Raw genomic sequence first — 25,478 nt, 5'->3', positions numbered from 1 at the left:
CTGACGGTTCGCCGCCCGGGGCTTTTCATGGGGTTGGCAGCCTTGTGGGGTGCTCCCGGTTTTGCTTTGGCAGTCGAGTTGGGAGAGGGCTTTGATCTGGCTGTCCTGGCCAGCTATGGCATCGACCCGAAGGTCTCCGACTACTTTCGCAGTGCGGCGCGGTTTCGTGAGGGCAGGCAGATAGTGGGGCTGCGGGTCAACGGGAATTCCCTGGGGTTGGTCGAGGCCCGTTTCGATTATCAGGGGCAGCTGTGTTTTACCCAGGGTTTGCTGGAGAAAGCTGGCCTTAAAGTGCCCTTGGCGATCGTGCAATCGGACATCTCGGCGGATCAGGCCTGTCACGATTTCGTGGGTGAGTTCCCCGCGACCATCGTCAGGTTGCAGCCGGGCAGCGAAGAAGTGGTGCTGGTTGTGCCTACCCAGTCCTTGCGTGAGCCTGAATGGGAAGTGGGAGGTTTTTCCGAGGGCGGTGCGGCGGCGTTGTTCAACTACGATGTGCTCGGGTTTCAGACCCAGTCGCGCAGTGGCCCCAGCCGGTTCGTTTCGGCTTATACCGAGGCGGGATTCAACCTGGGTAATTGGGTGGTCCGCAGCCGGCAGTTCTATATTTCTGATAACGGCAAAAGCAGCAGCGAGCATGTGCAGGCCTACGCCCAGCGTGATATCGCGGCGTTGCAGTCAACTTTCCAGGTGGGCCAGATTTCTACCCGAAGCCCGGTGTTCGGTGGGATTCAGCTATCGGGGTTACAGCTGTTTCCTGATGGTGTCTCCCGCGCCGGCGCCAATCATGGTGTGGTGGTGGAGGGTTTGGCCCACAGCCAGGCGCGTGTCGAGGTGCGCCAGTCCGGTGCGCTGATCCATACCACGTTAGTGCCCGAGGGGCCGTTCAGCCTGACAGGCTTGCCTTTGCTCAATGGCACCAGTGACCTGGAGGTCAGCGTTATCGGCACGCGGGGCGGCACCCGCAGTTTCGTGGTGCCGGCGGCTTCCTTTGGTGCGGCTATTGCCATAACCCCAGGCTTTGACTTCGCCCTTGGCAAGGTACGTGAACAGCTGAGCGAAGGCCGCGAGGCGCCGACTGTTGTCATGGGCAGCGGCACCTGGGGGCTTGGCCGGCAGTCATCCCTGGGGTTCGGTTTATTGAGTACAGATGAGTACCAGTCGGCCGGCGGCACTATGAGCAGTGTGTTTTTCCAGCGGGTTACCGTCAGTGCTCGGCAAAACATCTCGCGCGATGGTGAGGCGGGTGTGAACGGCAGCCGCAGCGCCGTATCCCTGGGCAGCCCGTTGGTGGCGGGTGTTGAGATGAGCCTGAGTGCGACGACCCAAAGCCCAGGTTATCGCGATGTCCTCGAGGCAGGCCCGGGTTTGAAAAAAAATGATCTGCAGACCCGTTTCCAGAATCAGTACACGGTAGGGTTCAACTGGGCAGAACCGACCTTGGGGGCTTTTTCAGTCAGCTACTCACGCAGTACGCAGTTTGATGGGCAGCTTGCCGAACATGTATTTGCCTCGTGGAACAAGGGGTTCAGGCAGGTGGATGTAGCGTTGATCGCCGACTCGCAGGTGGGCGCTTCGCGGCGGCGCAAGACCGCAAGCCGTGAGCGAGAAACACGTGATGAGGTCACGCCAGAGGGGCTGTCCTTGCGCCTGCAGGTCACGGTGCCCTTTGGAGAAGATCGCCGCCTGACGTCCTACGCCAGTCGCCGCAATGGCCGTGCCGATATGGGCACGGCATTGTCCGAGCGGGTCAATGAGTATGTGAACTACGAAGTGGGGGTTGAGCGGGATCTGCAGGAGCGCCAGCAAGCGGTTCGCGCGAATGTTGACGTGATGCCGCGCTACACCCGTGTGGGCCTGGGCGTGAACCGCACGCCCACGAGCACCAGCTACAGCGGGCAACTGCAGGGTGCCGTGGTGGCTCACGCGCGCGGCCTGACCTTTTCCCCCTACGCAGTGCAGGACACCTTTGGTGTGCTTTCGGTGGGGGAAGTGTCAGCGGCCAAGGTTACGACCCCACAAGGCCCGGTGTGGACCGATTACCGTGGGCATGCGGTGATTCCCGGCTTGCCGGCCTATACCACCAGCCACCTGGAGGTGCAGACCCAGTCCTTGCCCAAGCGGGTCGATCTCAAGAACGGCACCAAAATCCTCGCCGTCGGGCGCGGATCATTCAATACCGTGGATTTCCAAGTGGTGAATGTTCGCCGGGTACTGCTTGAGGTGCGCGATGAGCAAGGTACACCTCTGCCCCAGGGCTCTGCGGTGTTTGGCCCGGACAACACCTACCTGACCAATGTGGTGGGTGAGGGCCTGATCTTTTTGAACAACATGGATGACGGGCAAATCCTCAGCGTTTCGCCGCCGGGCTCTGCCCGCGCGTGCCTGCTGCATCTGAACCTTGAGTCGCAATCCCCAGAGGACAAGCTCTATGAAACGGCTTCGGCGATATGTCGTGCCCAATGAATCGGCGCAATACACCCTGCGTCGACTGTGCCTGGGCGTTAGCTTGTTGTTCATGCTCGCGATAGCGGCCCCGGAGGCTTCGGCGAATGACTGCCGCCTTTCCCTCAGCCAGCCAAGGGTCGACCACGGCGTGCTCCGGCGCGCGGAGTTGTTGGGCGAGCCGCTCGCAAGCCAGCCGATCATCCTGGGCAGGCGAACGCTGCAGCTGAGTGTCGTATGTGCCGAACCAGGGGCTGTCGCCTTGCGCTTTACGGGTGTTCCGGCGGGGACGCAAGGCTATCGATTCGGCCGACAGGGCAGCTTCACCCTGGCCCTCAAGCATGCCCAGGTCGATGGTCGCGCCGTTGAACTGAGTACGTCACAGCCCACAGAAACGGCTACCAGCGGGCACTTACTGCCCGGTCACGTGCTGATAGCCAAAGCCGGTGGTTTGCCGCTGACCGGCACACGCTTTTCAGCACAAGTGCAGATCGACACGTATTTACCGCCCGATGCCTTTTCAGTGCGCCACGAGACCGTCTTCGAAGGCCAGGGGCACTTTGAATGGTTGCCCGGCGGTTAATCGATCAGCCCGGCTGCTCCACCGAGCCGATGAAATTGGCGAACTCCGGCGTCTTTGGGTTGGCGAACAAGGTCTTGGGGTCGCCCACTTCATGCACCTTGCCCTGATGCATGAACACCAGCTTGTCCCCGACTTCCCGGGCAAAGCGCATTTCGTGGGTCACCATGATCAGGGTCATGCCGTCCTTGGCCAATTGGCGCACCACACTGAGCACTTCATTGACCAGCTCCGGGTCCAGTGCCGAGGTAATTTCATCGCACAGCAGCACCTTGGGCGACATGGCCAGCGCACGGGCTATGGCGACCCGTTGCTGCTGGCCGCCGGACAGACGATCAGGGAAGGCATCAAACTTTTCCCCCAGCCCCACCCGCTCCAGCATCTGCCGGGCAAGCTGGGCGGCTTTGGCCTTGGGCACTTTCTGCACCACTTGTGGCGCGAGCATGACGTTCTCGCCCACGGTCAGGTGTGGGAACAGGTTGAACTGCTGGAACACCATCCCGACTTTCTGCCGCAGGCTGCGCAGGTCGGCGCGGGCGGCGTCGAGGTATTCGCCGTCGACCTCAATTACGCCGTCGTTGATCGATTCAAGGCCATTGAGGGTACGCAGCAAGGTCGACTTGCCCGAGCCACTGCGGCCGATGATCGCCACCACCTGGCCTTCTTCAACCGTCAGGTCGATGCCCTTGAGTACGTGGTGATCGCCGTAATATTTATGCAGGGCGGAAATTCTAAGCAGAGGCATGCAGTCTCCTTTCCAGGTAGCGCGCACTGAGGGACAAGGGGTAGCAGAGCAGGAAGTAGCCGAGCGCCACCAGGCCGTAGACCATAAAGGGCTCGAAGGTAGCGTTGGCGAGCATGCCGCCGGTTTTGGTCAGTTCGGTAAAACCGATGATCGAGGTCACGGCGGTGCCTTTGACCACCTGCACCGAAAAGCCCACGGTGGGCGCCACGGCAATGCGCAGGGCTTGCGGCAGGATCACGTAGCGCAGTTGTTCAAGCGGGTTAAGCGCCAGGCTGGCCGAGGCTTCCCATTGCCCGTGGGCAATCGACTCGACGCAGCCGCGCCAGATCTCGGCCAGGTAAGCACTGGTAAACAGGGTCAAGGCAATCGCCGCCGCCAGCCAGGGCGAGATATCCACACCCAGCAGCGCGATGCCAAAAAACACCAGGAACAGCTGCATCAACAGCGGCGTGCCCTGGAACAGTTCAATATAGGTGCGCGCGAGATTGCGCGGGAAGGCTTTGCGGCTGATGCGCATCGTCATCACCAGTAAACCGATAACGCCGCCACCGACAAACGCCACCAGCGACAGCAGCAAGGTCCATTGCAAGCCGGTGGCGAGGTTGCGCACGATGTCCCAGAAGGAGAAATCACTCATCGGCTGTTCCTCATCACGTAGCGACGGCCGATCCAGTTGAGCAACTGGCGAATCATCAGCGCCATGCACAGGTACACCAGGGTGGTCAGTGCGTAGGTTTCAAACGCGCGGAAGTTGCGTGACTGGATAAAGTTGGCGGCAAAGCTCAGCTCTTCGGTGGCGATCTGCGAACACACCGCCGAGCCGAGCATCACAATGATGATCTGGCTGCTCAGGGCCGGCCACACCTTGCCCAGTGCCGGCAACAGCACCACATGGCGAAACGCCTCGAAACGCGTCATCGCCAATGCCGCTGCGGCTTCCAGCTGCCCGCTTGGGACCGCCTGGATGCCGGCGCGAATGATCTCGGTGGAGTACGCCCCCAGGTTGATCACCATCGCCAGTACGGCGGCTTGCCACTCGGTGATTTTCAGCCCCAGGGATGGCAGGCCGAAGAAGATGAAAAACAACTGCACCAGAAACGGCGTGTTGCGGATCAACTCGACATACACCCCGAAGACCCAGGAAAACGGCTGGATCTTCCATGCCCGCACCACAGCGCCGACGGTGCCCAGGGCCACGCCGAGGATCGCGCCGATAGCCGTCAGCTCAAGGGTAAACAGCGCGCCGCGTAGCAGCAGGTCGGTATTGGCCAGCACCGGCACAAAGTCAAATTGATACGCCATGAATCAGCTCCGCATCAAAGATCGGCAGGCAGTGGCTCTTTAAGCCACTGCATCGCGTTCTTTTCCAGGCTGCCATCGGCTTTGGCCGCGACCAGGATCTGGTTGACCTTCTCCAGCAGCGCTGGCTCGTTCTTGTTAACTCCCACGTACACCGGCGAATCCTTGAGTTTCACTTTCAGCTCCAGCCCACGTTTATTACTGCGCTCGCTGATCGCCACCATCACCACGTTGCCGCTGGCGATCAGGTCGACCTGGCCGGCCAGGTAGGCGGCGATGGTTGAGTTGTTGTCTTCGAAGCGCTTGATCGTGGCTTCCTTGGGCGCGACGGCGGTCAGCTCGATGTCTTCGATGGCGCCGCGGGTCACGCTGATGGTCTTGCCCTTGAGGTCATCGGTGGTGTGGATGGCCGCATCAGGTGGCCCGAACACGGCCAGGTAGAACGGCGCGTAGGCCTTGGAGAAGTCGATGACCTTTTCGCGCTCGGCGTTCTTGCCCAGGCTGGAAATCACCAGGTCGACCTTGCCGGTAGTGAGAAACGGGATACGGTTGGTGCTGTTCACCGGGGTCAGTTCCAGCTTGACCTTGAGCTGGTCGGCCAGCAGCTTGGCGGTGTCGACGTCCAGGCCACGGGGTTTCATGTCCGGGCCAACCGAGCCGAACGGCGGGAAGTCTTGGGGCACGGCAACCTTGAGGGTGCCACGGGCGACGATATCGTCCAGACCGTTGGCATGGGCGGGCGCCTGGCTCAGCATCAGGCTGGCAAACAGGGCAGTGAGCAGGGCGCTGTAGCGCTTGGTCATGGCAACTCTCCGGGGAAGGGCGCGGGAATATTCTGTTTCGAGCCATTGCACGGCCCATGCCATCACGGCGCCAATGGCCTGGAACGCTGGTATTTGTTGAGTTCTGGTGGTCTTACTGGTCTGAACAGTGAGCAAGTTTTTCGCACCTTTTTCGAGCGCCGATAAAACCTCGCGAGCCCCTTTGGGGCGCGGCTTGCCGCCGGCTGCGAATAGCTTTACAACTAGCCGCTCCGTTGACTGCAACCTTGAGTTTTCTATGAATTCCATCGCCCAAGCCGTACCGGAAGCGGCCCTGCAGGCCATCCGCAAACTGATCAAGGAACAGGGCTTTGCAGCGGGTGACGCGTTGCCGTCCCAGCGCGACCTGGCGGTACAGTTGGGCGTGAGTCGGGCATCGTTGCGCGAGGCGTTGTCGTCTTTAAGTGCATTGGGCGTGGTGAGTGTGCAGCCGGGTAAAGGCGTGTTTGTGCAAGAGGTGCAAGAAACGCCGGGGTTCGCCTGGCCCTTCGCTGCCCAGGCCACGCCCCTGGATATCTTCCAGTTGCGCTACGCCCTGGAAGGGTTCGCCGCGGGGTTGGCGGCAGTGACGTTGACTCTCGATGAACTGGACAGCCTGCAAGACAATGTCGAGGCCATGCGCAAAGTGCTCAAGGCTGGCGACTTCGAAGCCGCTGCCCGGCTGGACTTCGAGTTCCATCAGCGGATCCTGCTGGCCAGCGGTAACCAGGCGATGGTGAGCATCCTGAGTGCCAGTGCCGAGGTGTTCCTGGAGAGCCAGAAGCTACCGTTCATCCGACCGGAACGGGCCATGGAGACTTGGCAAGAGCACCGCAAGATCCTGCGTGCCCTGGCCAGGCGCGCCAGTGCTGCGGCGCAGAAAACCATGCAGGAACACGTGCGCAATGCGGCATTGCGCACGGGCATCGCCTTCGTGACTCCCGTGACGCCGTGAGTGGGCTATACCCAAACTCATGCGACGCCATAGCAAGACTCAATCAGAGGCGGCTTCCTGAACGGGGGAAGGGCGGCTATGATGGGCCACGTTTTTTTTGCTTACAATCCGGAGACATCCATGAGCAACGATCTTATCAAGCACGTCACCGACGCGACCTTTGAGGCCGAAGTACTCAAGGCTCAAGGCCCGGTACTGGTTGACTACTGGGCTGAATGGTGTGGCCCTTGCAAAATGATCGCCCCTGTTCTGGACGACATTGCGACCACTTACGAAGGCAAGCTGACCATTGCCAAGCTGAACATCGACGACAATCAGGAAACCCCGGCCAAACACGGCGTGCGTGGTATCCCGACCCTGATGCTGTTCAAGAACGGCAACGTCGAAGCCACTAAAGTGGGTGCGCTGTCGAAGTCCCAGCTGCAAGCTTTCCTCGACGCGAACATCTAAGCGTCGTCAAAAAAGCCCCGCAAAATAGCGGGGCTTTTTCGTGAAACAGGGCTAGACGCTCCGAAATTCAGGTGGTACATTCGGCCCCGCACTGGTTTCTCCACTGCCCCCTGCAAGCCGTCGCCGACGCATTCCTTTTCGATTAGTACGCGATCCTGTCGCCTTCTCTGCGGCGCGGCCTCATTAAGCCAAAAGCTTAATTTCCCCCCTCCATAAATGATTACGTCATTCCTATATGAATCTGACTGAACTCAAGCAAAAGCCGATTACCGACCTGCTCCAATTGGCCGAAGAAATGGGCATAGAAAATATGGCCCGTTCGCGCAAGCAGGACGTGATTTTCTCCCTGCTCAAAAAGCACGCGAAAAGCGGCGAGGAAATCTCCGGTGATGGCGTGCTGGAGATTCTCCAGGACGGCTTCGGCTTCCTCCGCTCTGCAGACGCTTCCTATCTCGCCGGCCCAGACGATATCTACGTCTCGCCGAGCCAGATCCGTCGCTTCAACTTGCGCACCGGTGACACCATCGTCGGCAAGATCCGTCCTCCGAAGGAAGGCGAGCGTTATTTCGCCCTGCTCAAGGTCGACACGATCAACTTCGATCGTCCTGAGAACGCGAAGAACAAGATTCTCTTCGAGAACTTGACGCCGCTGTTCCCGACCGTGCGCATGAAGATGGAAGCCGGTAACGGCTCCACCGAAGACTTGACCGGTCGTGTCATCGACCTGTGCGCCCCGATCGGCAAAGGCCAGCGCGGCCTGATCGTCGCACCGCCGAAAGCCGGTAAGACCATCATGCTGCAGAACATTGCAGCGAACATCGCGCGTAACAACCCGGAAGTTCACCTGATCGTATTGCTGATCGATGAGCGCCCGGAAGAAGTAACCGAAATGCAGCGCACCGTGCGCGGCGAAGTGGTTGCCTCGACGTTCGATGAGCCGCCAACCCGCCACGTGCAGGTTGCCGAAATGGTGATCGAGAAGGCCAAGCGCCTGGTCGAACACAAGAAGGATGTGGTGATCCTGCTCGACTCCATCACCCGTCTGGCGCGTGCCTACAACACCGTGATCCCAAGCTCCGGCAAGGTACTCACCGGTGGTGTCGATGCCCACGCCCTGGAGAAACCAAAGCGTTTCTTCGGTGCTGCGCGCAACATCGAAGAAGGCGGCTCGCTGACCATTATCGCCACCGCGCTGGTTGAAACCGGCTCGAAGATGGATGAAGTGATCTACGAAGAGTTTAAAGGTACCGGTAACATGGAACTGCCTTTGGACCGTCGTATCGCTGAAAAGCGTGTGTTCCCTGCGATCAACATCAACCGCTCCGGCACCCGCCGTGAAGAGTTGCTGACCGCCGACGACGAACTGCAGCGCATGTGGATCCTGCGCAAGCTGCTGCACCCGATGGACGAAGTAGCCGCCATCGAGTTCCTCATCGACAAGCTGAAAACCACCAAGACCAACGACGAGTTCTTCCTGTCTATGAAGCGTAAGTAATACTACGGTTCAGGTCTGAGAAAATGGTGCCCTTGAAGGGTGCCATTTTTTTTGCGCCAAACAGGGAGGTTTGTGTGCCGAGAGTGTCAGTAAAGAAACAAAAATGGCGAGTACGCCTACGCTCTCTTCAATTTGTATCAGGCTGATTACGATTTATGACCGCTCTTGCTTACCGAAGAGACATTGATGGCCTGCGCGCCATTGCTGTCCTGGCTGTGGTTTTGTTCCATTTTGGGGTTCCCGGCGTTACTGGCGGTTTTGTCGGCGTTGATGTGTTCTTCGTGATTTCAGGTTTCCTGATTACCTCGATCATCTGGCGCGAGCGTGAAGCGGGGCGTTTCAGCTTCGTCGATTTCTGGGCGCGACGGGCACGGCGTATCCTGCCGGCTTTGCTGGTCATGATGTTTACGTCATTGGTGGCTGGCTGGTTCTTAATGGCGCCCAAAGACTATTCGGAATTGGGACGCTCGATACACAACCAAGTGGTGTTCATCTCAAATCTGTTCTTCATGCGCCAGGACGGCTATTTCGACACGGCCTCCGACATGAAGCCGATGTTGCACACCTGGTCGCTGTCGGTTGAAGAGCAGTTCTACATTGCCTTCCCACTCTTGCTGGCGCTGTTGTCGAGTTGGCTGAAGCAGTGGCGCAGCGCCTTGTTTGTGTTGCTGCTGGTGTCGTTTGCGGCGAGCGTGTGGGCGGTGGCCAATGAGCCGGACAAAGCCTTCTTCCTGCTGCCCATGCGTGCCTGGGAATTGTTGGCCGGGTCCATGCTGGCTGTGATGCCAGTGCGGGCAGGGCGCGCAAGTCCCCTGTTGGCGCAAGCTGTGAGTCTGTTCAGCCTGGGCCTGATTCTGGTGGCGGTATTGGGCTACGACGCCAACACCGCGTTCCCTGGGGCGGCGGCTTTGTTGCCGGTATTGGGTGTGGTGGGGTTGATTTGGGCTAACGGCCAACACCCAACCTGGGTAGGGCGCTTGCTGGGCAGTCGCGTGCTGGTGGGCATCGGGCTGATTTCCTATTCGTGGTACCTGTGGCACTGGCCGGTGCTGGTGTTTGGCAAGTACGCGAGTATTTTTGGCCTGCCCTCCTGGGCGCTGGCGGGTCTGTTCGTCTTGAGCCTGGTGCTGGGTTATGTGTCCTGGCGGTTCGTCGAGGGGCCGTTTCGTGAGCGGCGCCTGCTGGCGGGTCGTCGGTCGATTCTGATCGCGGGCGTGGTCGGGCTCGCCGGGCTGGGTCTGATCGGCAAAGGCCTGGTGTGGTCGGATGGGTTTGCATCGCGGCTGTCGCCCCAGGCGTTGCAGTTCGCCCAAGCGTATACCTGGAGCCCCACGCTGATTAAGTGCCTGTCGGATGACAAGAAAGACCCGAACCGCAAACTTTGCCATTTTGGCCCGCAGGCGAGTGCTGCCCGCGCATTGGTCTGGGGCGACAGCCATGCCTCGGCACTCATCCCGGCGTTGAACGACGGCTCGCGCAAGTACGACTTCGGCATCACTCAGGCCGGTTACGCCGGGTGCCTGCCGTTCGACCGCAAAGAAAACACCCCAGGCTGCCGAGCGTTCAACGAGCGTGTCACCCAGTTGTTGAGCAAGGAACAGTTCAGTGATGTGGTGCTGGTAGCCCGCTGGAGCCTTTACGTTTATGGCCAGCGCTCCGGCGACACCGGCGCTTCCCTTCATGACCCGCAAACGGGCAAGTACGACCGCGCCGTCGCTGAACGGCTGTTTGCCGAGGGTGTGAGTGCGCTGGTGCAGCAACTGCGTGCCAGCGGGCACAGGGTGTGGCTGGTCAAGGAGGTACCGCTGCAGGCTTTCAACGTGCCTTACCGGCTCAGCCGCCTGGCGATGCTGGGACGCCCGACCGACCGCGAAGGCTTGCCCCTGGCCGAGCACGTCGAGCGCCAGGCCTATATCAGCAGCGTTTTTGAGCGCATCGCCGCGGCAGACCCCGGTGTGCAACTCATGGACCCCGCGCCCAAGCTGTGCGAGACGAATGGCTGGTGCCGGGTCGAGCGCGATGGCCAGTCGCTGTATACCGATGACAACCACCTCTCGGCCGTAGGCACGCGTTATGTGGAAGGGTTCCTTGAGCCCTTCTTCCACACCATGCGTAATGAGTCCGTTGAGTCGGGTGTGAGTCGCAATGACGTGCAATAAGCTGCCAGCGCTCTTAAGAGCAGGTAGGATGTACGCCTATTTTACGGGTGGCATGGTTAATGAAATTCAAGGATCTTCGGGATTTCGTGCAGCAACTTGAGCAGCGCGGAGAGTTGAAACGTATCCAGGTGCCGGTTTCCCCGGTGCTGGAAATGACTGAGATTTGCGACCGTACCTTGCGCAACAAGGGCCCGGCGCTGCTGTTCGAAAACCCGACCGGCTTTGATATTCCGGTGCTCGGCAACCTGTTCGGCACGCCCGACCGTGTTGCGTTTGGCATGGGCGCCGAGTCGGTCAGCGAGCTGCGCGAGATCGGCAAGTTGCTGGCCTTCCTCAAGGAGCCCGAGCCACCCAAGGGCCTCAAGGACGCCTGGTCGAAGCTGCCGATCTTTCGCAAGATCATTGCCATGGCGCCCAAAGTGGTCAAGGACGCGGTGTGCCAGGAAGTGGTCATCGAAGGCGATGACGTCGACCTGGCCATGTTGCCGGTGCAGACCTGCTGGCCGGGCGATGTCGGCCCGCTGATCACCTGGGGCCTGACCGTCACCAAAGGCCCGAACAAGGATCGCCAGAACCTGGGGATCTACCGTCAGCAAGTGATCGGCCGCAACAAGGTGATCATGCGTTGGCTGAGCCACCGTGGCGGCGCGCTGGACTTCCGTGAGTGGTGCGAAAAGCACCCAGGCAAGCCGTTTCCCGTGTCCGTGGCCCTGGGCGCCGACCCGGCGACCATCCTCGGCGCCGTGACGCCGGTGCCTGACAGCCTGTCCGAATATGCCTTCGCCGGCCTGCTGCGCGGCAACCGCACCGAGCTGGTGAAGTGTCGTGGCAATGACCTGCAAGTGCCGGCCACCGCCGAAATCATCCTCGAAGGCGTGATTCATCCGGGCGAAATGGCCGATGAAGGCCCTTACGGTGACCACACCGGTTACTACAACGAAGTCGACAGCTTCCCGGTGTTCACCGTCGAGCGCATCACCCACCGCATCAAACCGATCTACCACAGCACCTACACCGGCCGTCCGCCGGATGAGCCGGCCATCCTTGGTGTGGCGCTCAACGAAGTGTTCGTGCCGATCCTGCAAAAGCAGTTCCCGGAAATTACCGACTTCTACCTGCCGCCCGAGGGCTGCTCGTACCGCATGGCCATCGTGACCATGAAGAAGTCGTACCCAGGCCATGCCAAGCGGGTAATGCTCGGTGTGTGGTCGTTTTTGCGACAGTTCATGTACACCAAGTTCGTTATCGTCACTGACGACGACATCAATGCCCGGGACTGGAACGACGTGATCTGGGCCATCACCACGCGCATGGACCCCAAGCGCGACACGGTGATGATCGATAACACGCCGATCGACTACCTCGACTTTGCTTCGCCGGTATCGGGCCTGGGCTCGAAGATGGGCCTGGATGCCACCCACAAATGGCCGGGTGAGACCACCCGCGAGTGGGGTCGGGTGATCGTCAAGGATGACGCTGTGACCGCACGTGTTGATGCGATCTGGAAAGAATTGGGAATAGATTGATGCGTGTAACCCTGCAACCTTCCGGCGCCGTACTGGAGCTGGTCCCTGGTGAGCGAATCCTTGAAGGCGCGCGTCGCCTGGGCTACGAATGCCCACAGGCGTGTCGCAATGGCGTGTGCCATGTGTGCGCCGCGCTGCTGGTGGAAGGCCGGGTGCAACAAGCCGGAGAGGTGCGCGACCATGGTGAGTTCTACACCTGCATCGCCGAGCCGTTGGAAGATTGCATTGTGTTGTGGGATGGCGTGCTGGCGCCGGGAGAGTTGCCGTTGCGCAAGTTGTCGTGCCAATTGAGTGAGTGCGTGGACGTCGGTGGCGATGTATGGCGCGTGCGCTTGCGTGCGCCGGCCGGGAAGGCGGTGCGTTACCACGCCGGGCAATACCTGATGATCGAGCGTGACAACGGCGATAAATCGGCGTTTTCCCTGGCCTCGGCGCCCCATGCCGGGCGCGAGCTGGAACTGCATGTGCTGGTTCGCGAGGACAGTGCGCGCAATTTGATCGAGCAGTTGCAGCGTAACCAGATGGCCCGTGTTGAACTGCCGTTTGGTGATACTCACTTGGCCGAACTGCCGGACGGGCCGCTGGTGTTGATCGCTGCCGGCACCGGCATGGCGCAGATGCACAGCCTGATCGAACATTGCCGCGCCTCGGGCTTCAAGCACCCTGTGCACCTGTATTGGGGCGTGCGCCGCCCGGAAGACTTCTACGAAATCGAACACTGGGAGCAATGGCAGCAACTGCCCAACCTGTTCCTGCACAAAGTGGTCAGCGACCTGTGCGGTTGGGAAGGGCGCTGCGGGCTGCTGCATGAGGCCGTGTGTGAAGACATCAGCGACCTCAAGGCGGTGCACGTTTACGCCAGTGGTTCACCGGCGATGATCTACGGCACGCTGGACGCATTGGTCGACGCAGGTATGGATGCACACCAGATGCGCGCCGATGTGTTTGCCTACGCGCCACGCCCTTGAAGCCTTGAGCTGAACCAGTGTGGGAGCTGGCTTGCCTGCGATAGCGGTGTATCAGTTGCAGGTGTGTTAGCTGACCCGCCGCTATCGCAGGCAAGCCAGCTCCCACATGGGTAGGCGGCGTTCCTAGAAACGCACGCCTGCCGTCAGCATCGCCGCATTGAACCCCAGTAACACCAACTCACTGGCCACCGGGCCGAAGTGAACCCCCACAGACGGAATGATCGCCGGTGCAACGCCATAACGGTTGAGCGGGATTTTGTCGCGGTACTTACCGCGATAGCCCTGTAGCGCGCCCGCGGTCACCTTCATATAAAACGGTGAGTCGCCAATATCGTAACGCTTGCCGGCGTAGACGTAATACGAGCGCTGGCTGAACGAGTTGCGAAACGTCGCCCCGCCATACACCAACCCCGACGCCTCGTTACGTTCCAGGTTGATCAAGTCCTGATTGTTGTTGTGCTTTGGGTCCGGCGAAAAATGCTTGGTGTAGACACTGGTCTGGGCGTACCAGAAACCTTTGTCGTCATTGGCGGCGGCCTCGGAAGCCAGAGCAGTGGTGGTTTGCAGCAAAAGCAGCAGACCGGAAAAAAGGTATTTCATGGTTCGACCTCGATAGTCGTTTGAAGAAGCGGCTAATGTGGGTCGCTAAACATCTGCAGTTTGGCGGCTTATGTTGGGCATGACCTGAACCAGCGCTGAAAACACGGCCGCCTATGCTTATGCAATTAAGGTATTTTAGATGTAGGAATAATCTCATTAAGCTATAAGGCGACGGACTACCGCCTTATCGTCAATAACCAGTAACTGACCGCTACCGCCCGCCAGCCGGACCGATCGTGTGAACTCAGAGCATTGAAGCTTTGATTTTTTGATTGCCGGGCTTGAATGGCAGGGGAGCGGTATGGGGAGTTACAAGAAACATGCGTACACAGCTATTTTGTCGGCCAATTTGCTGACTGCTGTGGGATTCAATCCGGTCTGGGCGGACGCAACAGCCGCCGATGCACCAAAACTCGACACCGTGATCGTCACCGGCACCCGTGCCCAAGAGCGCACCGCCAGTGCCTCGTTGTCGCCGATCGATGTCATTTCCGGTGACACATTGCGCAGCACCGGCTCCGATGAGCTGGGCGCGGTATTGGCGCGCCTGATTCCTTCCATCAACTTCCCGCGCCCCAGTCTGGTGGACGGTGCCGAACTGGTACGCCCGGCGCAGTTGCGCGGTTTGTCGCCGGATCAGGTGTTGGTGCTGGTCAACGGTAAACGCCGCCACACCAGTGCTTTCGTCAACCTGGGCGGGGCCGTGGGGCGCGGTTCGGCGCCAGCGGATTTGAATGCGATCCCGCTGTCGGCGGTCGACCATATCGAAGTGCTACGCGACGGCGCGTCGGCGCGCTATGGCTCGGACGCGATTGCCGGGGTGATCAACGTGATCCTCAAGCACGACGACCACGGCGGCTCTGTCTCGACCAAATTTGGCGAGTACAAGAAGGGTGACGGCATCCAGCGCAACGTCAGCGGCAACACCGGGTTTGCCTTGGGCGAAAACGGCTTTATCAACGTTTCGGGCGAAGGCACCGACAACGACTACACCAACCGCGCCGGTGACGATTTCCGCCCTGGCAGCGTGGGTTCCACCACCTATGGTCAGCGCGTGTTTCGTCAGGGCGAGCCGGCCACCAATGAAGGCAAATTCCAGTTCAACTCCGAATATTCCTTCAACGATGCAGCCGAGTTCTACACCTTCGGCGGTTACAGCAAGCGTCGTGGCGAAACGGCGGCGTTCTATCGGGCGAGCAACGCGTCCAACAACATCCCGGCGCTCAACCCCAATGGCTACCTGCCTTTGATCAAGGGCAATCTTGAAGACACGTCCTTGGTGGTCGGCCTGCGCGGCGTGCTGGCCTACGATTGGCATTACGACCTGTCGGCCAACTATGGCAAGAACCAGTACGAACTGGGCACCGAAACCATCAACACCTCACTCGGCCTGGTCACTCCGCGCAAATTTAACAACGGTACCTTGAGCAACGATCAGCGCCAGGTCAGCCTGGACCTGTCCCGTGAGTTCGACGTGGGCTTTTTGCCGTACCCGGTGTCGTTGGCTTTTGGCGGCGAATACCTGCGCCAGGGTTATCAAATTGAAGCGGGCGAGCCAGCGTCCTACTACCAGACCGGCAGTTCGGGCCTGGGTGGGTTCCGTGATGCCGACGCCGGTAGTACCTCGCGGCACAACTGGGCTCAGTACCTGGACCTGGAAACCAACTTCACCGAAAAACTCAGCGCCTCGGCCGCCGTGCGTCATGAGGACTACAGCGACTTCGGCTCCAACGTCAGCGGCTCGCTGTCGGCGCGTTATGACTTCACCCCGCAAGTCGCCTTGCGTGGCAGCATTTCCAATGGTTTCCGTGCGCCATCCCTGGCCCAGCAGAACTTTGCCTACACCTCGTCACAGCTGATCGGCAACACCATCCAGGAAGCTGGCACCTTCCCGGCCAACAGCCAGGTCGCCCGCCTGTTGGGCGCCGAAGACCTGAAGGCCGAGAAGTCGCGCAATTACAGTCTTGGCCTGGTGCTGGAGCCGGCCGATGACCTGACGGTGACGCTCGATGTGTACCGCATCGACATCCGCGACCGCATCAGCTTGTCATCCAACCTCAATCTCAACCCGGCGACTATCGCCTACCTGCAAGCCAATGGCGTCGGCAACATCAACTACACCAGCGCCCGCTACTTCACCAACGCCACCGACACCAGCACCGACGGTGTCGACCTGGTGGCCAACTATCGTTACCCGTTCGATAACGGCATCCGCTGGAACAGCACCGTGGGCTACAACTACAACCACACCAAAGTCACCGACGTGAAGCCCAACCCGGCGATTCTGGACAGCCTGGGCGCCAACCTGGTGCGGGTAGACCGCCGTGAGCGCATTGGTTTGCTGGGCGATACCACGCCGCAGCACAAGCTCAGCCTGGGCAACGACTTCACCTACGGTCGTTGGGCGCTGCACAGCAACCTGGTGCGCTATGGGGAATTCACCAGCTACCAGGCCGACAAGGTCAACGACCAGACCTTCAAGGCCGCCTGGGTGCTGGACCTGTCGGCAGACTATAAGTTGAAGAACTGGACCTTCACGTTGGGCGGCGACAACATCACCGATAAATACCCGGAGAAGGTCAATGCCTACGCCAGCAGCGGCGGCAACCTCGCCTACAGCACTTTTTCGCCGTACGGTTACAGCGGCGCGTTTTATTACGGTAAAGTTGCTTACAACTGGTAACACGCAGGGGACCTAAGCGATCCGCCATGACCGTTATTGAAACCGATCTGTTGCAATTGGCTTACCCTCCGCGGCTCGATCTGGGGCCGCAACTGACTCACGAGCAATTAATGAGTTCGATGCAGGCCACCATGGCCAGGCATAAGGGCGGGCCGGTCTGGCTATTCGCTTATGGTTCGCTGATCTGGCGTCCCGAATGCTCGTCGACCCAGCGCATGCGCGCACGGGTTCACGGTTATCACCGGGGTTTGTACCTGTGGTCACATGAGCATCGAGGCACGCCGGAGTCGCCGGGGTTGGTGTTCGGCCTGGATCGCGGCGGTTCTTGCAGCGGGTTTGCCTACCGCTTGCCGGAAGACCAGCTTGAGGCCTCGCTTTATGCCTTGTGGCAGCGCGAGATGCCTTACCCGTCGTACCGACCGCACTGGCTCAGCTGCCGCCTGGAAGATGGCAGCCAAGTGCAGGCGCTGGGGTTTGTGTTGGAGCGGCACTTGCCCAGCTATGCTGGCAACCTGCCCGATATCGTGCTTAACCACGTGCTGGAAAGCGCTTGCGGGCGTTACGGCACCACTCGCGATTATGTCGAGCAGACCGTGAACGCCCTGCGTAGCCACGCCATGCCAGATAAGAATCTGGAGGCGCGGCTCAAGCGTTGTGCCAAAGACTGCGGCGGGAATTAACGCGCCGCGCTGACGCTGTTGGTGTGCCACAGCGTCGGGATCAGGAACGCGATCGCCAACAGGCATGCGCCCACCAGCAACACAAACCCACCGTCCCAGCCGAAATGGTCCACGGTGTAGCCCATGGCCGCACTCGCTGCCACCGAACCACCCAGGTAGCCGAACAAGCCCGTGAAACCAGCAGCGGTGCCCGCGGCTTTCTTCGGCGCCAGTTCCAGCGCCTGCAGGCCGATCAGCATCACCGGGCCGTAGATCAGGAAGCCGATGGAGAACAGCGCAATCATGTCGACCATTGGGTTGCCTGGCGGGTTGAGCCAGTAAACCAGGGTCGCCACGGTGACCAACGCCATGAACACGATGCCGGTCAGGCCACGGTTGCCACGGAAGATCTTGTCCGACATCCAGCCGCACAGCAGCGTGCCTGGAATGCCCGCCCACTCGTAGAAGAAGTACGCCCACGAGGTTTTATCCACGTCGAAGTGCTTGGCTTCTTTGAGGTAGGTCGGTGCCCAGTCCAGTACGCCGTAGCGCAGCAGGTAGACGAACACGTTGGCGAAGGCGATGTACCACAGCATTTTGTTGCGCAGCACGTACTTGACGAAGATTTCCTTGGCGCTGAACTCGTCTTCGTGGCTGGCGTTGTAGCCTTCCGGGTAGTCGTTCTTGTACTGCTCGATGGGCGGCAGGCCGACCGATTGCGGGGTGTCGCGCATGGTGATGAAGGCAAATGCCGCCACGGCCAATGCCACGGTCGCCGGCACATAGAACGCTGCGTGCCAGTCGTTGAACCACGCCATACCCAGCAGGAACAGCGGGCCGATCAGGCCGCCGCCGACGTTATGCGCCACGTTCCACACCGACACCACGCCGCCGCGTTCTTTCTGCGACCACCAGTGCACCATGGTGCGCCCACTCGGCGGCCAGCCCATGCCCTGGGCCCAGCCGTTGATGAACAGCAAAATGAACATCATGGTTACGCTGGACGTCGCCCAAGGTGCGAAACCGAAAATGAACATCACCCCGGCCGATATCAACAGGCCAAAGGGCAGGAAGTAGCGTGGGTTGGAGCGGTCGGACACCAGGCCCATCAAGAACTTGGACAAGCCGTAGGCAATCGCGATGGCTGACATTGCCAGGCCCAGCTCGCCACGGGTGTAACCCTCGTCGATCAGGTACGGCATGGCCAGCGAGAAGTTTTTGCGCAGCAGGTAGTAGCCCGCGTAACCGAAGAAAATACCGGCGAAGATCTGCCAGCGCAGCCGTCGATAGGTACTGTCTATTTTTTCTTCAGGCAGGGGCGCCTGGTGTGCGGCAGGACGAAAGAAAGCAAACATTCAAGAGCTCCAAATTTCTTGTTTTGACTGCGGATGCGAATGTTACAGTTTCGTTACCGAAAATAGCATCGCCTCTTATCTGCAAACACAGGAAATTGGAGCGATTGCATGTTCTCTTACGAACATGTCGCTAATAGATAAGTGTGGGTCGGTATCAGGTCTTAAGACCTAAAGAGATCAACTGTGGGAGCTGGCTTGCCTGCGATAGCGGTCTATCAATTGCAGCTGTGTGAGCTGACCCGCCGCCATCGCAGGCAAGCCAGCTCCCACATGAACCGCATTCAGCGGGTCTGGACGACAACCTTTCCCACAGCCCTGCGTTGCCCCAGGTCATTGATCGCCTGCGCAGCCTGCTCAAGCGGGTAAGTCTGCGACACCAACGGCTTCAACTTGCCCTCGCCATACCAGGTGAACAACTGCTGGAAGTTCGCCGCATTGTCCTGCGGCTGGCGCTGGGCGAACGAGCCCCAGAACACCCCGACTACCGACGCACCCTTGAGCAGCGCCAGGTTTACCGGCAGTTCGGGAATGCGCCCGCTGGCAAAGCCCACCACCAGCAGGCGTCCGTTCCAGGCAATGCCACGCACGGCCTGGTCAAACAGGTCGCCGCCGACGGGGTCGTAGATCACATCGACACCATTGCCGTCGGTCAGGCGCTTGATCTCGTCTTTGAGGCTGGCTTCGCTGTAGTTGATCAGCTCATCCGCACCGGCCGCCTTGGCCACGGCGAGTTTGTCGGCGCTGCTGGCGGCGGCAATCACCCGGGCGCCCATGGCTTTGCCGATTTCCACCGCCGCCAGGCCCACGCCGCCGGAAGCGCCGAGCACCAGCAGGGTTTCGCCAGGTTGCAGGTTGGCGCGTTGTTTCAGTGCATGCATCGAGGTGCCGTAGGTCATGCTGAAGGCGGCGGCAGTGGTGAAATCCATGCTCGGCGGGATCGGCAGCACGTTATAGCCCGGCACCGCGACCTGCTCGGCAAAGCTGCCCCAACCGGTCAGGGCCATGACCCGGTCGCCGACGTTGAGGTGGCTGACCTTTTCACCCACTTCGCTGACCACGCCGGCCGCTTCGCCACCCGGCGAGAACGGGAAGGGCGGCTTGAACTGGTACTTGCCCTCGATGATCAAGGTGTCCGGGAAATTCACCCCGGCCGCGTGCACGTCCAGCAGGATTTCGTTCTTCTTGATCGCGGGGCTGGCGATCTCTTCCAGCACCAGGGTTTCGGCGGGGCCGAAGGCTTTGCACAGCACAGCTTTCATCGGACTATTCCTTTTGGCGTCGTGGCCGATAAGTGTAGGAGGGTACGCCCGTGGGTCAACGAGCATGCCTGGCCCTGATAAGTCGCCATAAGCTTGTACTCAGCCTCGCTAGCGTTATGCTACCCGGCAACCGAATTCGAGGAATGAACTGTGAAAGCGTGGATCCTGTTGATGCTCGCCCTGACCTTGCCGTTGGCAGCCCAGGCCGAAGAAGCGAAAGAAGGCGAGGCGCCGAAGGTCAGCTATATCAGCCTGACCCCACCCTTTGTGGGCAATTACGGCCTGGATGGCACGGCAAAACTGCGGGTCTACAAGGCCGACATCGCCCTGCGCGTGACCGGGCCTGAAGCGGCAGCGGCCGTCAAAGCCAACGACCCGCTGATTCGTAACCAACTGGTGGCGCTGTTTACCCAGCAGACCAACGAAGCCATGAGCACGGTCGAAGGCAAAGAAAAGCTGCGCCAGGAAGCCCTGAAGCAAACCCAGCAAGTCATGAATGACGAGACCGGCAAGCCGGTGGTGGAAGACCTGTTGTTCAACAACTTGATCATCCAGTAAGTCGCTGCGCGACTATCGCGGGCAAGCCCGCTCCCACAGGTGAATGCATTCCAAGGGTGGGAGCGGGCTTGCCCGCGATGGCGCCGGTACAGACGCTTCAGGAAGCCAGGCTTTTACGAAACCTGGCCAAGGCCACCGCAAAAAACACCAACCCAATCCCCACCAACGCCAGCAAATCCGGCCACACCACACCCACGCCCGCATCACGAAACAGTATGGCCGCGCTCAAACTCACAAAGTGCGTCGACGGCGAGCCCTGCATCACCCATTGCAACCACTCGGGCATGCTGTCCAATGGCGTACTGCCGCCAGACAGAAGCAGCATCGGAATAATCACCGGAATCGCCAGCAAGCCAAACTGAGGCGTCGAACGCGCAAGGGTGGCGAGGAAGATCCCCAGTGCCGTGCTCGCAAACAGGTACAGCGCCGTCACCAGCAAAAACAGGCTCAAAGACCCGGCCAGCGGCACACCGAGCAAGCCTTTGACTACCAGCTCCAGCGACAGCCACGTACACAGCACCACCACCAGCATGTTGCTCCAGATTTTTGCCAGCATGATTTCCAGCGCGGTCAGTGGCAGCACCAGCAAATGGTCGAGCGTGCCGTGCTCACGCTCGCGCAGCAGCGCTGTGCCGGTGAGCACAATGGCCAGGATGGTGATGTTATTGACGATCTGGATCACCGCCAAAAACCAGCCGCCTTCCAGGTTGGTGTTGAACAACGCCCGTGTGGTCAGCCGCGCAGGCGTCTTGCCAGCCGCGTCGGTTTGCCCGCCGTAGCTTTGTAACTCACGCTGGAAAATCCGGCCGATATAGCCTGCGCCCATAAATGCCTGGCTCATCGCTGTGGCATCGACGTTCACCTGCACACCCGGCTGGCGCCCGGCCAACAGGTCGGCCTGGAAGTTGGCTGGCACATTGATCACGAAGGTGTACTCGCCGCTGTCCATGACCTTGTCCAATTGGTCGTAGTCCAGTGGTGCAGGCGGTTGAAACTCGGGCGGCTGCAGCGCCTCGGCCATTTGCCGCGACAGCGCGCTGTGGTCCTCATCAACAAACGCCACGCTGGCGTTGTGCACACCAATGACCGAGCCAGCGGCGGGCATGTAGATCGCGACAGTGAAGGCGTAGAACAAAAACAGCAGCAACACGCTGTCGTGACGCAGGCTGGTCAATTCCTTGAAGCCCAGGCGCAGGATATGAGCGAGCTTGTGCATCAGGCCTCCTGCTTTTTGAGCATGATCAGGCTCAGCCCAGTGAACCCGACGAAAAACCCGAACAGCGCCAGGCATTGCGGCCACAACTGGCGCAGGTCCAGGGCCTTGGTGAAGGTGCCCACTGCGATATCCAGAAAGTGCCCGGCGGGGAATAACGTGCCCATCAGCGCGGCCGCGCCTTCCAGGGACGAGCGCGGTACGATAAGCCCGGAGAACTGGATGGTCGGCAGGCTGGTGATGATCATGGTGCCGAGGATCGCCGCGATCTGGGTGCGGGTGAACGCGGAAATCAGCAGACCCATGCTCGTCGTTGCGAGTACATACAACAGGCCGCCTACCGCCAGCGCCACGCCGCTGCCCTTGAATGGCACGCCGAACAGCCAGCGGTTCATCGCCACCAGCAGTGCCAGGTTCACCAGGCTAACGGCCAGATACGGCGCCTGTTTGCCCAACAGGAACTCCAGGCGCGTCAGCGGCGTGGCGTAGAAGTTGGTGATCGACCCCAGCTCCTTTTCACGCACGATGCCCAACGCGGTGAGCATTGCCGGGATAAACGCCAGGATCAGCGCCATCACGCCAGGGCCGATGGCGTTCACACTGACTACATCCTGGTTGTAGCGAAAGCGTGTTTCCAGCTTGGCGGCGGCTTGTGTGCTGCCGGGCAGGCTGCTCAGTTCGGCCAGTTGCTGGAGATTGCCTTGGTGCACCGCTTCGACGTAGTTACGGCTGGTTTCGGCGCGAAACGGCATGCCGCCATCGATCCACGCAGCCACGGTGGGTTGGCGGCCGGCGTACAGGTCGCGGCCAAAACCGGGTGGAATTTCCAGCGCCAGTTTGATTTCTGAACGTTGCAGGCGCCGGTGCAGTTCGTTGGCATCGCGGATGGGGGCTTGTTCGGCGAAGTAGCGCGAGCTGCGGAAGGCTTCCAGGTAGGCGCGACTTTGCGGAGTCTGGTCCTGGTCGTAGACGGCGAAGGCAAGGTTTTCCACGTCCAGGGAAATGCCGTAACCGAAGATCACCATCATGAACATCGCACCGAGCAGGGCGAAGGCCATGCGCACTTTGTCGCGCAACAGCTCTTTGCCTTCGCGGCTGGCCACGGCCAGCAGTCGGGCGATGCTGAAGCCGCGTTTGCTGACGGGCGGCGTGCTGCTTTCGCTGACAGTTTTGTTCGGTGCGGCAGGTTCGGGTTCGCCTTGGGCCTGTTCCAGGCAGGTGACGAACGCAGCCTCCAATGTGTCGCCGTGGAATTGCTGCTGCAACGCGTCGGGGGTGTCGCAGGCCAGCACTTTGCCCGCGTGCATCAGCGAGATGCGGTCGCAGCGCTGGGCCTCGTTCATAAAGTGGGTGGACAGAAAGATCGTCACGCCTTGCTCGCGGGACAACTCAACCAATAGCCGCCAGAAATCATCCCGCGCCGCGGGGTCGACGCCCGAAGTGGGCTCATCGAGAATCAGCACTTCGGGGCGATGCAGCACCGCCACCGCCAGTGACAAGCGCTGGCGCAGGCCCAGGGGCAACTCGCCGGAGGGTTGCTCGGCCACTTCATCGAGGTCGAAGCGCTGGATCAGCTCGTCGATACGCGGGCCGCTGTCGGCCTTGGGCAAGTCGAACAGTTGCGCATGCAGCACCAGGTTCTGGCGCACGCTGAGTTCGCCGTACAGCGAAAAGCTTTGCGACATAAAGCCCACGCGCTTGCGAGTGGCCAAATCCTTGGCATTCACCGGGTTACCCAGCAGCGTGGCGCTGCCTTCGGTGGCCGGCATCAGCCCGGTGAGGACTTTCATGGTGGTCGTCTTGCCGCAGCCGTTGGAGCCGAGGAAGCCAAATATCTCGCCGCGACCAATCGCAAAGCTGACCTTGTTCACCGCCGTAAAATCCCCAAAGCGCAGCGTCAGGTCGTGGGCTTCGATGGCGATGTCAGTGTTGCCACTTTCGCGCGGCGGGATCACCAGCGCCTGGTTGTCGTGGGCGCTGTCACCCTGGAAATGAGTAAAAGCCTCATCCAGTTTGCCGCTGGGTGTAACGGCCGCCAGCTCGCGGCTCAGGCCGTCGGCGATCAGCTTGCCGCGATCGAGCATCAGGCAATGTTCGAACTGCTCGGCCTCTTCCATGTAGGCGGTGGCTACCAGCAGCGTCAGCTGTGGGCGCTCGCTGCGCACGGTGTCGACCAGCTCCCAGAAACGCCGGCGCGACAGTGGGTCGACGCCCGTGGTGGGTTCGTCGAGGATCAACAAATCAGGGTCGTGGATCAGCGCGCAGCACAGGCCGAGCTTCTGCTTCATGCCGCCGGACAACTTGCCGGCCGGGCGCTCGGCGAAGCGTGCGAGGTCGGTGGCCAGCAGCAGGTTGTGCATGCGTTGCTCGCAATCGGCTTTGGACAAACCGAACAGCGTGGCGAAGAACCGGATGTTCTCGCTGATGGACAACTCAGGGTAAAGGTTTCCGCCCAGGCCTTGGGGCATAAAGGCGATGCGCGGGTACAGGCTATTGCGATGGCGGCGATCTTCGATGGAGCCGCCGAGCACCTCAAGCTGACCTGCCTGAAGTTTTTTGACCCCGGCGATCAGCCCCAGCAAACTCGACTTGCCCGCGCCATCCGGGCCGATCAACCCGCAACGGGTGCCCGCCGGCAGGCTGAAGGCAATGTCGATTAGCGCCTGTTGCTTGCCGTAACGGTGTTGGATGCCGGTGGCGTGCAGCGCCAGGTCGGTCATTGCAGGTTGGCCGGCCAGTCGATATCTGCCGTGCGCACATAACCCGCGCCAGGCATGCCCGGTTTGGCTTGTGGTACGGCGCTGGGTTGGGTCAGGCGCAGCTTGACGCGGAACACCAGTTTTTGGCGTTCGTCGCGGGTCTCAACCTCTTTTGGGGTGAATTGCGATTTGGCTGCAACAAAGCTGATTTTTGCCGGCAGCGGCTGCTGGGGCAGGGCGTCGAGCAGGATGCGTGCGTCGCTGCCAACGGTCAGGCGGCCGGTGACGGAGGCGGGCAGGTACAGGTTCATGTACTGATCATTCGGGTCAATCAGCAGTAACACTCTGCCGCCTGCGCCGAGCACTTCACCCGGTTCAGCCAGGCGCAATTGAATGATGCCGTCGATGGGCGCGCGCAGGCTGCTGTCGTCGATTTCGCTGGTGAGCTGGGCCACTTGGGCCTGCGCCGCGCCGATGGCCGCTTTCACTGCGTTGACTTGAGCCTGCGCTGCGATCACGGCCGCATTGCCGGTGTTCTGGCGTGCTTGCTGCTGGTCGATCAACTGGCTGCTGGCAAAGCCGCGCTTGTACAACTCCTGGGTGCGCTTGAGTTCCTGGTGGGCCAGCAATTGTTCGCTTTGGCGCAGTTGCACGTTGGCCTCGGCGGCGGCGAAGTTTTCCTTGGCGCGCAGCACTTCGGCTTCGGCCTGGGTGCGCTGGGCTTCAAGGGTGCGGGTGTCCATGCGTGCGAGCAATTGACCTTTGAGCACCTTGTCGCCTTCATCTACGCGCACTTCGGCCAGGCGCCCGGGGATCTTGGCGGCGATCTGCACTTCGGTGGATTCCAGGCGGCCATTGCCCATGCTCAGGCCTTCGGGCAGGCGGTCCTGAGTCGATCGCCAATAACCGAAGCCGCCGGCACCCAGCAACAAGGTGATGAGCGCAACGGCGAAAAGGCGCGACATAGTGTGATTCGTAGACATGACGGCATCCTGCGGCATTAGCATCCTAGTTTGACCGATACCGCCCG

At 60.5% G+C, this 25,478-nt stretch carries 21 protein-coding genes; 11 read left to right on the top strand and 10 right to left on the bottom strand.

Features of this window, described 5'->3' with window-relative positions; translation table 11 throughout:
• The first annotated feature begins 27 nt into the window (after nucleotides 1-27).
• Nucleotides 28-2,466: a fimbria/pilus outer membrane usher protein gene (locus HU759_RS29490; RefSeq protein WP_225933016.1), complete on the top strand. Its 2,439-nt coding sequence runs from the start codon at nucleotides 28-30 to the stop codon at nucleotides 2,464-2,466.
• Complete coding sequence (locus tag HU759_RS29485; RefSeq protein ID WP_017135247.1) at nucleotides 2,432-3,028, top strand: hypothetical protein; 597 nt, start codon at nucleotides 2,432-2,434, stop codon at nucleotides 3,026-3,028. The genes HU759_RS29490 and HU759_RS29485 overlap by 35 nt, the downstream gene beginning before the upstream one ends.
• A gap of 4 nt (nucleotides 3,029-3,032) precedes the next feature.
• Here the strand turns inward: HU759_RS29485 and HU759_RS29480 are convergent, their stop codons facing one another.
• Genes HU759_RS29480 through HU759_RS29465 form a run of 4 tightly spaced genes read right to left on the bottom strand, consistent with a single transcriptional unit; the run spans nucleotide 3,033 to nucleotide 5,872 of the window.
• Nucleotides 3,033-3,770, bottom strand: coding sequence for an amino acid ABC transporter ATP-binding protein (locus HU759_RS29480; protein ID WP_017135248.1), 738 nt, complete (start codon nucleotides 3,768-3,770; stop codon nucleotides 3,033-3,035).
• Nucleotides 3,757-4,407, bottom strand: coding sequence for an amino acid ABC transporter permease (locus HU759_RS29475; protein ID WP_017135249.1), 651 nt, complete (start codon nucleotides 4,405-4,407; stop codon nucleotides 3,757-3,759). Before HU759_RS29475 ends, HU759_RS29480 begins: the two co-directional genes overlap by 14 nt.
• Nucleotides 4,404-5,072, bottom strand: a complete 669-nt coding sequence (locus HU759_RS29470) for an amino acid ABC transporter permease (protein WP_017135250.1) — start codon at nucleotides 5,070-5,072, stop codon at nucleotides 4,404-4,406. The genes HU759_RS29475 and HU759_RS29470 overlap by 4 nt, the downstream gene beginning before the upstream one ends.
• 14 nt (nucleotides 5,073-5,086) lie before the next feature.
• Nucleotides 5,087-5,872: a transporter substrate-binding domain-containing protein gene (locus HU759_RS29465; RefSeq protein ID WP_017135251.1), complete on the bottom strand. Its 786-nt coding sequence runs from the start codon at nucleotides 5,870-5,872 to the stop codon at nucleotides 5,087-5,089.
• Nucleotides 5,873-6,128: 256 nt separating this feature from the next.
• Between HU759_RS29465 and HU759_RS29460 the strand changes: the two genes are divergently transcribed.
• The 6 genes from HU759_RS29460 to HU759_RS29435 all read left to right on the top strand — a co-directional run bounded on the left by HU759_RS29460 (nucleotide 6,129) and on the right by HU759_RS29435 (nucleotide 13,422).
• On the top strand, nucleotides 6,129-6,824 hold the full coding sequence (locus HU759_RS29460; RefSeq protein ID WP_169988007.1) for an FCD domain-containing protein: 696 nt from the start codon (nucleotides 6,129-6,131) through the stop codon (nucleotides 6,822-6,824).
• Nucleotides 6,825-6,944: 120 nt separating this feature from the next.
• Entirely contained in the window at nucleotides 6,945-7,274 is a 330-nt protein-coding gene (gene trxA / locus HU759_RS29455; protein WP_003213989.1) for a thioredoxin TrxA, read from the top strand.
• Between the two features lie 235 nt (nucleotides 7,275-7,509).
• Nucleotides 7,510-8,769, top strand: coding sequence for a transcription termination factor Rho (gene rho, locus HU759_RS29450; RefSeq protein WP_003176825.1), 1,260 nt, complete (start codon nucleotides 7,510-7,512; stop codon nucleotides 8,767-8,769).
• Between the two features lie 155 nt (nucleotides 8,770-8,924).
• Nucleotides 8,925-10,928: an acyltransferase family protein gene (locus HU759_RS29445; protein WP_177033781.1), complete on the top strand. Its 2,004-nt coding sequence runs from the start codon at nucleotides 8,925-8,927 to the stop codon at nucleotides 10,926-10,928.
• 59 nt (nucleotides 10,929-10,987) lie between these two features.
• A complete protein-coding gene (gene ubiD / locus HU759_RS29440) occupies nucleotides 10,988-12,454 on the top strand; it encodes a 4-hydroxy-3-polyprenylbenzoate decarboxylase (RefSeq protein WP_017135254.1) in 1,467 nt (488 codons plus the stop codon).
• Nucleotides 12,454-13,422, top strand: a complete 969-nt coding sequence (locus tag HU759_RS29435) for a CDP-6-deoxy-delta-3,4-glucoseen reductase (RefSeq protein WP_056860765.1) — start codon at nucleotides 12,454-12,456, stop codon at nucleotides 13,420-13,422. Before ubiD ends, HU759_RS29435 begins: the two co-directional genes overlap by 1 nt.
• A gap of 123 nt (nucleotides 13,423-13,545) precedes the next feature.
• Here HU759_RS29435 and HU759_RS29430 read toward each other — a convergent pair whose 3' ends face one another.
• Nucleotides 13,546-14,022, bottom strand: coding sequence for a hypothetical protein (locus HU759_RS29430; RefSeq protein ID WP_017135256.1), 477 nt, complete (start codon nucleotides 14,020-14,022; stop codon nucleotides 13,546-13,548).
• A 301-nt stretch (nucleotides 14,023-14,323) separates the two neighbouring features.
• On the opposite strand from HU759_RS29430, the gene HU759_RS29425 reads away from it, so the two are divergent.
• Both HU759_RS29425 and HU759_RS29420 read left to right on the top strand, forming a co-directional pair.
• Nucleotides 14,324-16,705 (top strand): TonB-dependent receptor, encoded by a 2,382-nt coding sequence (locus HU759_RS29425; protein ID WP_186618284.1) that lies wholly within the window; start codon nucleotides 14,324-14,326, stop codon nucleotides 16,703-16,705.
• A 26-nt stretch (nucleotides 16,706-16,731) separates the two neighbouring features.
• Nucleotides 16,732-17,385: a gamma-glutamylcyclotransferase gene (locus tag HU759_RS29420; protein WP_017135258.1), complete on the top strand. Its 654-nt coding sequence runs from the start codon at nucleotides 16,732-16,734 to the stop codon at nucleotides 17,383-17,385.
• Here HU759_RS29420 and glpT read toward each other — a convergent pair.
• Both glpT and HU759_RS29410 read right to left on the bottom strand, forming a co-directional pair.
• Nucleotides 17,382-18,719 carry a glycerol-3-phosphate transporter gene (glpT, locus tag HU759_RS29415; protein WP_017135259.1) on the bottom strand — a complete coding sequence of 446 codons (1,338 nt, stop codon included), beginning with the start codon at nucleotides 18,717-18,719 and terminating at the stop codon, nucleotides 17,382-17,384. The genes HU759_RS29420 and glpT overlap by 4 nt on opposite strands.
• A 281-nt stretch (nucleotides 18,720-19,000) precedes the next feature.
• Complete coding sequence (locus HU759_RS29410; protein WP_017135260.1) at nucleotides 19,001-19,978, bottom strand: NADPH:quinone oxidoreductase family protein; 978 nt, start codon at nucleotides 19,976-19,978, stop codon at nucleotides 19,001-19,003.
• Between the two features lie 150 nt (nucleotides 19,979-20,128).
• Here HU759_RS29410 and HU759_RS29405 point away from each other — a divergent pair, with 150 nt between their 5' ends.
• A complete protein-coding gene (locus HU759_RS29405) occupies nucleotides 20,129-20,536 on the top strand; it encodes a flagellar basal body-associated protein FliL (RefSeq protein WP_017135261.1) in 408 nt (135 codons plus the stop codon).
• A gap of 97 nt (nucleotides 20,537-20,633) precedes the next feature.
• Here the strand turns inward: HU759_RS29405 and HU759_RS29400 are convergent, their stop codons facing one another.
• From HU759_RS29400 to HU759_RS29390, 3 genes are read right to left on the bottom strand one after another with little or no spacing between them, the layout of a single operon-like run.
• Complete coding sequence (locus tag HU759_RS29400; RefSeq protein ID WP_017135262.1) at nucleotides 20,634-21,752, bottom strand: ABC transporter permease; 1,119 nt, start codon at nucleotides 21,750-21,752, stop codon at nucleotides 20,634-20,636.
• On the bottom strand, nucleotides 21,752-24,469 hold the full coding sequence (rbbA, locus tag HU759_RS29395) for a ribosome-associated ATPase/putative transporter RbbA (protein WP_186618283.1): 2,718 nt from the start codon (nucleotides 24,467-24,469) through the stop codon (nucleotides 21,752-21,754). The genes HU759_RS29400 and rbbA overlap by 1 nt, the downstream gene beginning before the upstream one ends.
• Nucleotides 24,466-25,431 (bottom strand): efflux RND transporter periplasmic adaptor subunit, encoded by a 966-nt coding sequence (locus tag HU759_RS29390; protein WP_099550436.1) that lies wholly within the window; start codon nucleotides 25,429-25,431, stop codon nucleotides 24,466-24,468. Before HU759_RS29390 ends, rbbA begins: the two co-directional genes overlap by 4 nt.
• Between the last annotated feature and the right edge of the window lie 47 nt (nucleotides 25,432-25,478).

It is taken from the genome of Pseudomonas sp. OE 28.3 (assembly GCF_014268205.2).
Classification (GTDB): Bacteria; Pseudomonadota; Gammaproteobacteria; order Pseudomonadales; family Pseudomonadaceae; genus Aquipseudomonas; species Aquipseudomonas edaphica.
Note: the sequence above shows the minus strand (reverse complement) of the source record. Positions and strands in the feature narration are given on the sequence as shown.

Bases quoted from the DNA above. Each gene is read 5' to 3' on its own strand.
- HU759_RS29420 (WP_017135258.1), top strand. From the start codon at position 16,732: ATGACCGTTATTGAAACCGATCTGTTGCAATTGGCTTACCCTCCGCGG.
- HU759_RS29470 (WP_017135250.1), bottom strand. From the start codon at position 5,072: ATGGCGTATCAATTTGACTTTGTGCCGGTGCTGGCCAATACCGACCTG.
- rbbA (WP_186618283.1), bottom strand. From the start codon at position 24,469: ATGACCGACCTGGCGCTGCACGCCACCGGCATCCAACACCGTTACGGC.
- HU759_RS29390 (WP_099550436.1), bottom strand. From the start codon at position 25,431: ATGTCTACGAATCACACTATGTCGCGCCTTTTCGCCGTTGCGCTCATC.
- HU759_RS29490 (WP_225933016.1), top strand. From the start codon at position 28: ATGGGGTTGGCAGCCTTGTGGGGTGCTCCCGGTTTTGCTTTGGCAGTC.
- HU759_RS29465 (WP_017135251.1), bottom strand. From the start codon at position 5,872: ATGACCAAGCGCTACAGCGCCCTGCTCACTGCCCTGTTTGCCAGCCTG.
- HU759_RS29445 (WP_177033781.1), top strand. From the start codon at position 8,925: ATGACCGCTCTTGCTTACCGAAGAGACATTGATGGCCTGCGCGCCATT.
- ubiD (WP_017135254.1), top strand. From the start codon at position 10,988: ATGAAATTCAAGGATCTTCGGGATTTCGTGCAGCAACTTGAGCAGCGC.
- glpT (WP_017135259.1), bottom strand. From the start codon at position 18,719: ATGTTTGCTTTCTTTCGTCCTGCCGCACACCAGGCGCCCCTGCCTGAA.
- HU759_RS29425 (WP_186618284.1), top strand. From the start codon at position 14,324: ATGGGGAGTTACAAGAAACATGCGTACACAGCTATTTTGTCGGCCAAT.
- HU759_RS29435 (WP_056860765.1), top strand. From the start codon at position 12,454: ATGCGTGTAACCCTGCAACCTTCCGGCGCCGTACTGGAGCTGGTCCCT.
- HU759_RS29460 (WP_169988007.1), top strand. From the start codon at position 6,129: ATGAATTCCATCGCCCAAGCCGTACCGGAAGCGGCCCTGCAGGCCATC.
- HU759_RS29475 (WP_017135249.1), bottom strand. From the start codon at position 4,407: ATGAGTGATTTCTCCTTCTGGGACATCGTGCGCAACCTCGCCACCGGC.
- HU759_RS29480 (WP_017135248.1), bottom strand. From the start codon at position 3,770: ATGCCTCTGCTTAGAATTTCCGCCCTGCATAAATATTACGGCGATCAC.
- trxA (WP_003213989.1), top strand. From the start codon at position 6,945: ATGAGCAACGATCTTATCAAGCACGTCACCGACGCGACCTTTGAGGCC.
- HU759_RS29430 (WP_017135256.1), bottom strand. From the start codon at position 14,022: ATGAAATACCTTTTTTCCGGTCTGCTGCTTTTGCTGCAAACCACCACT.
- HU759_RS29485 (WP_017135247.1), top strand. From the start codon at position 2,432: ATGAAACGGCTTCGGCGATATGTCGTGCCCAATGAATCGGCGCAATAC.
- rho (WP_003176825.1), top strand. From the start codon at position 7,510: ATGAATCTGACTGAACTCAAGCAAAAGCCGATTACCGACCTGCTCCAA.
- HU759_RS29400 (WP_017135262.1), bottom strand. From the start codon at position 21,752: ATGCACAAGCTCGCTCATATCCTGCGCCTGGGCTTCAAGGAATTGACC.
- HU759_RS29410 (WP_017135260.1), bottom strand. From the start codon at position 19,978: ATGAAAGCTGTGCTGTGCAAAGCCTTCGGCCCCGCCGAAACCCTGGTG.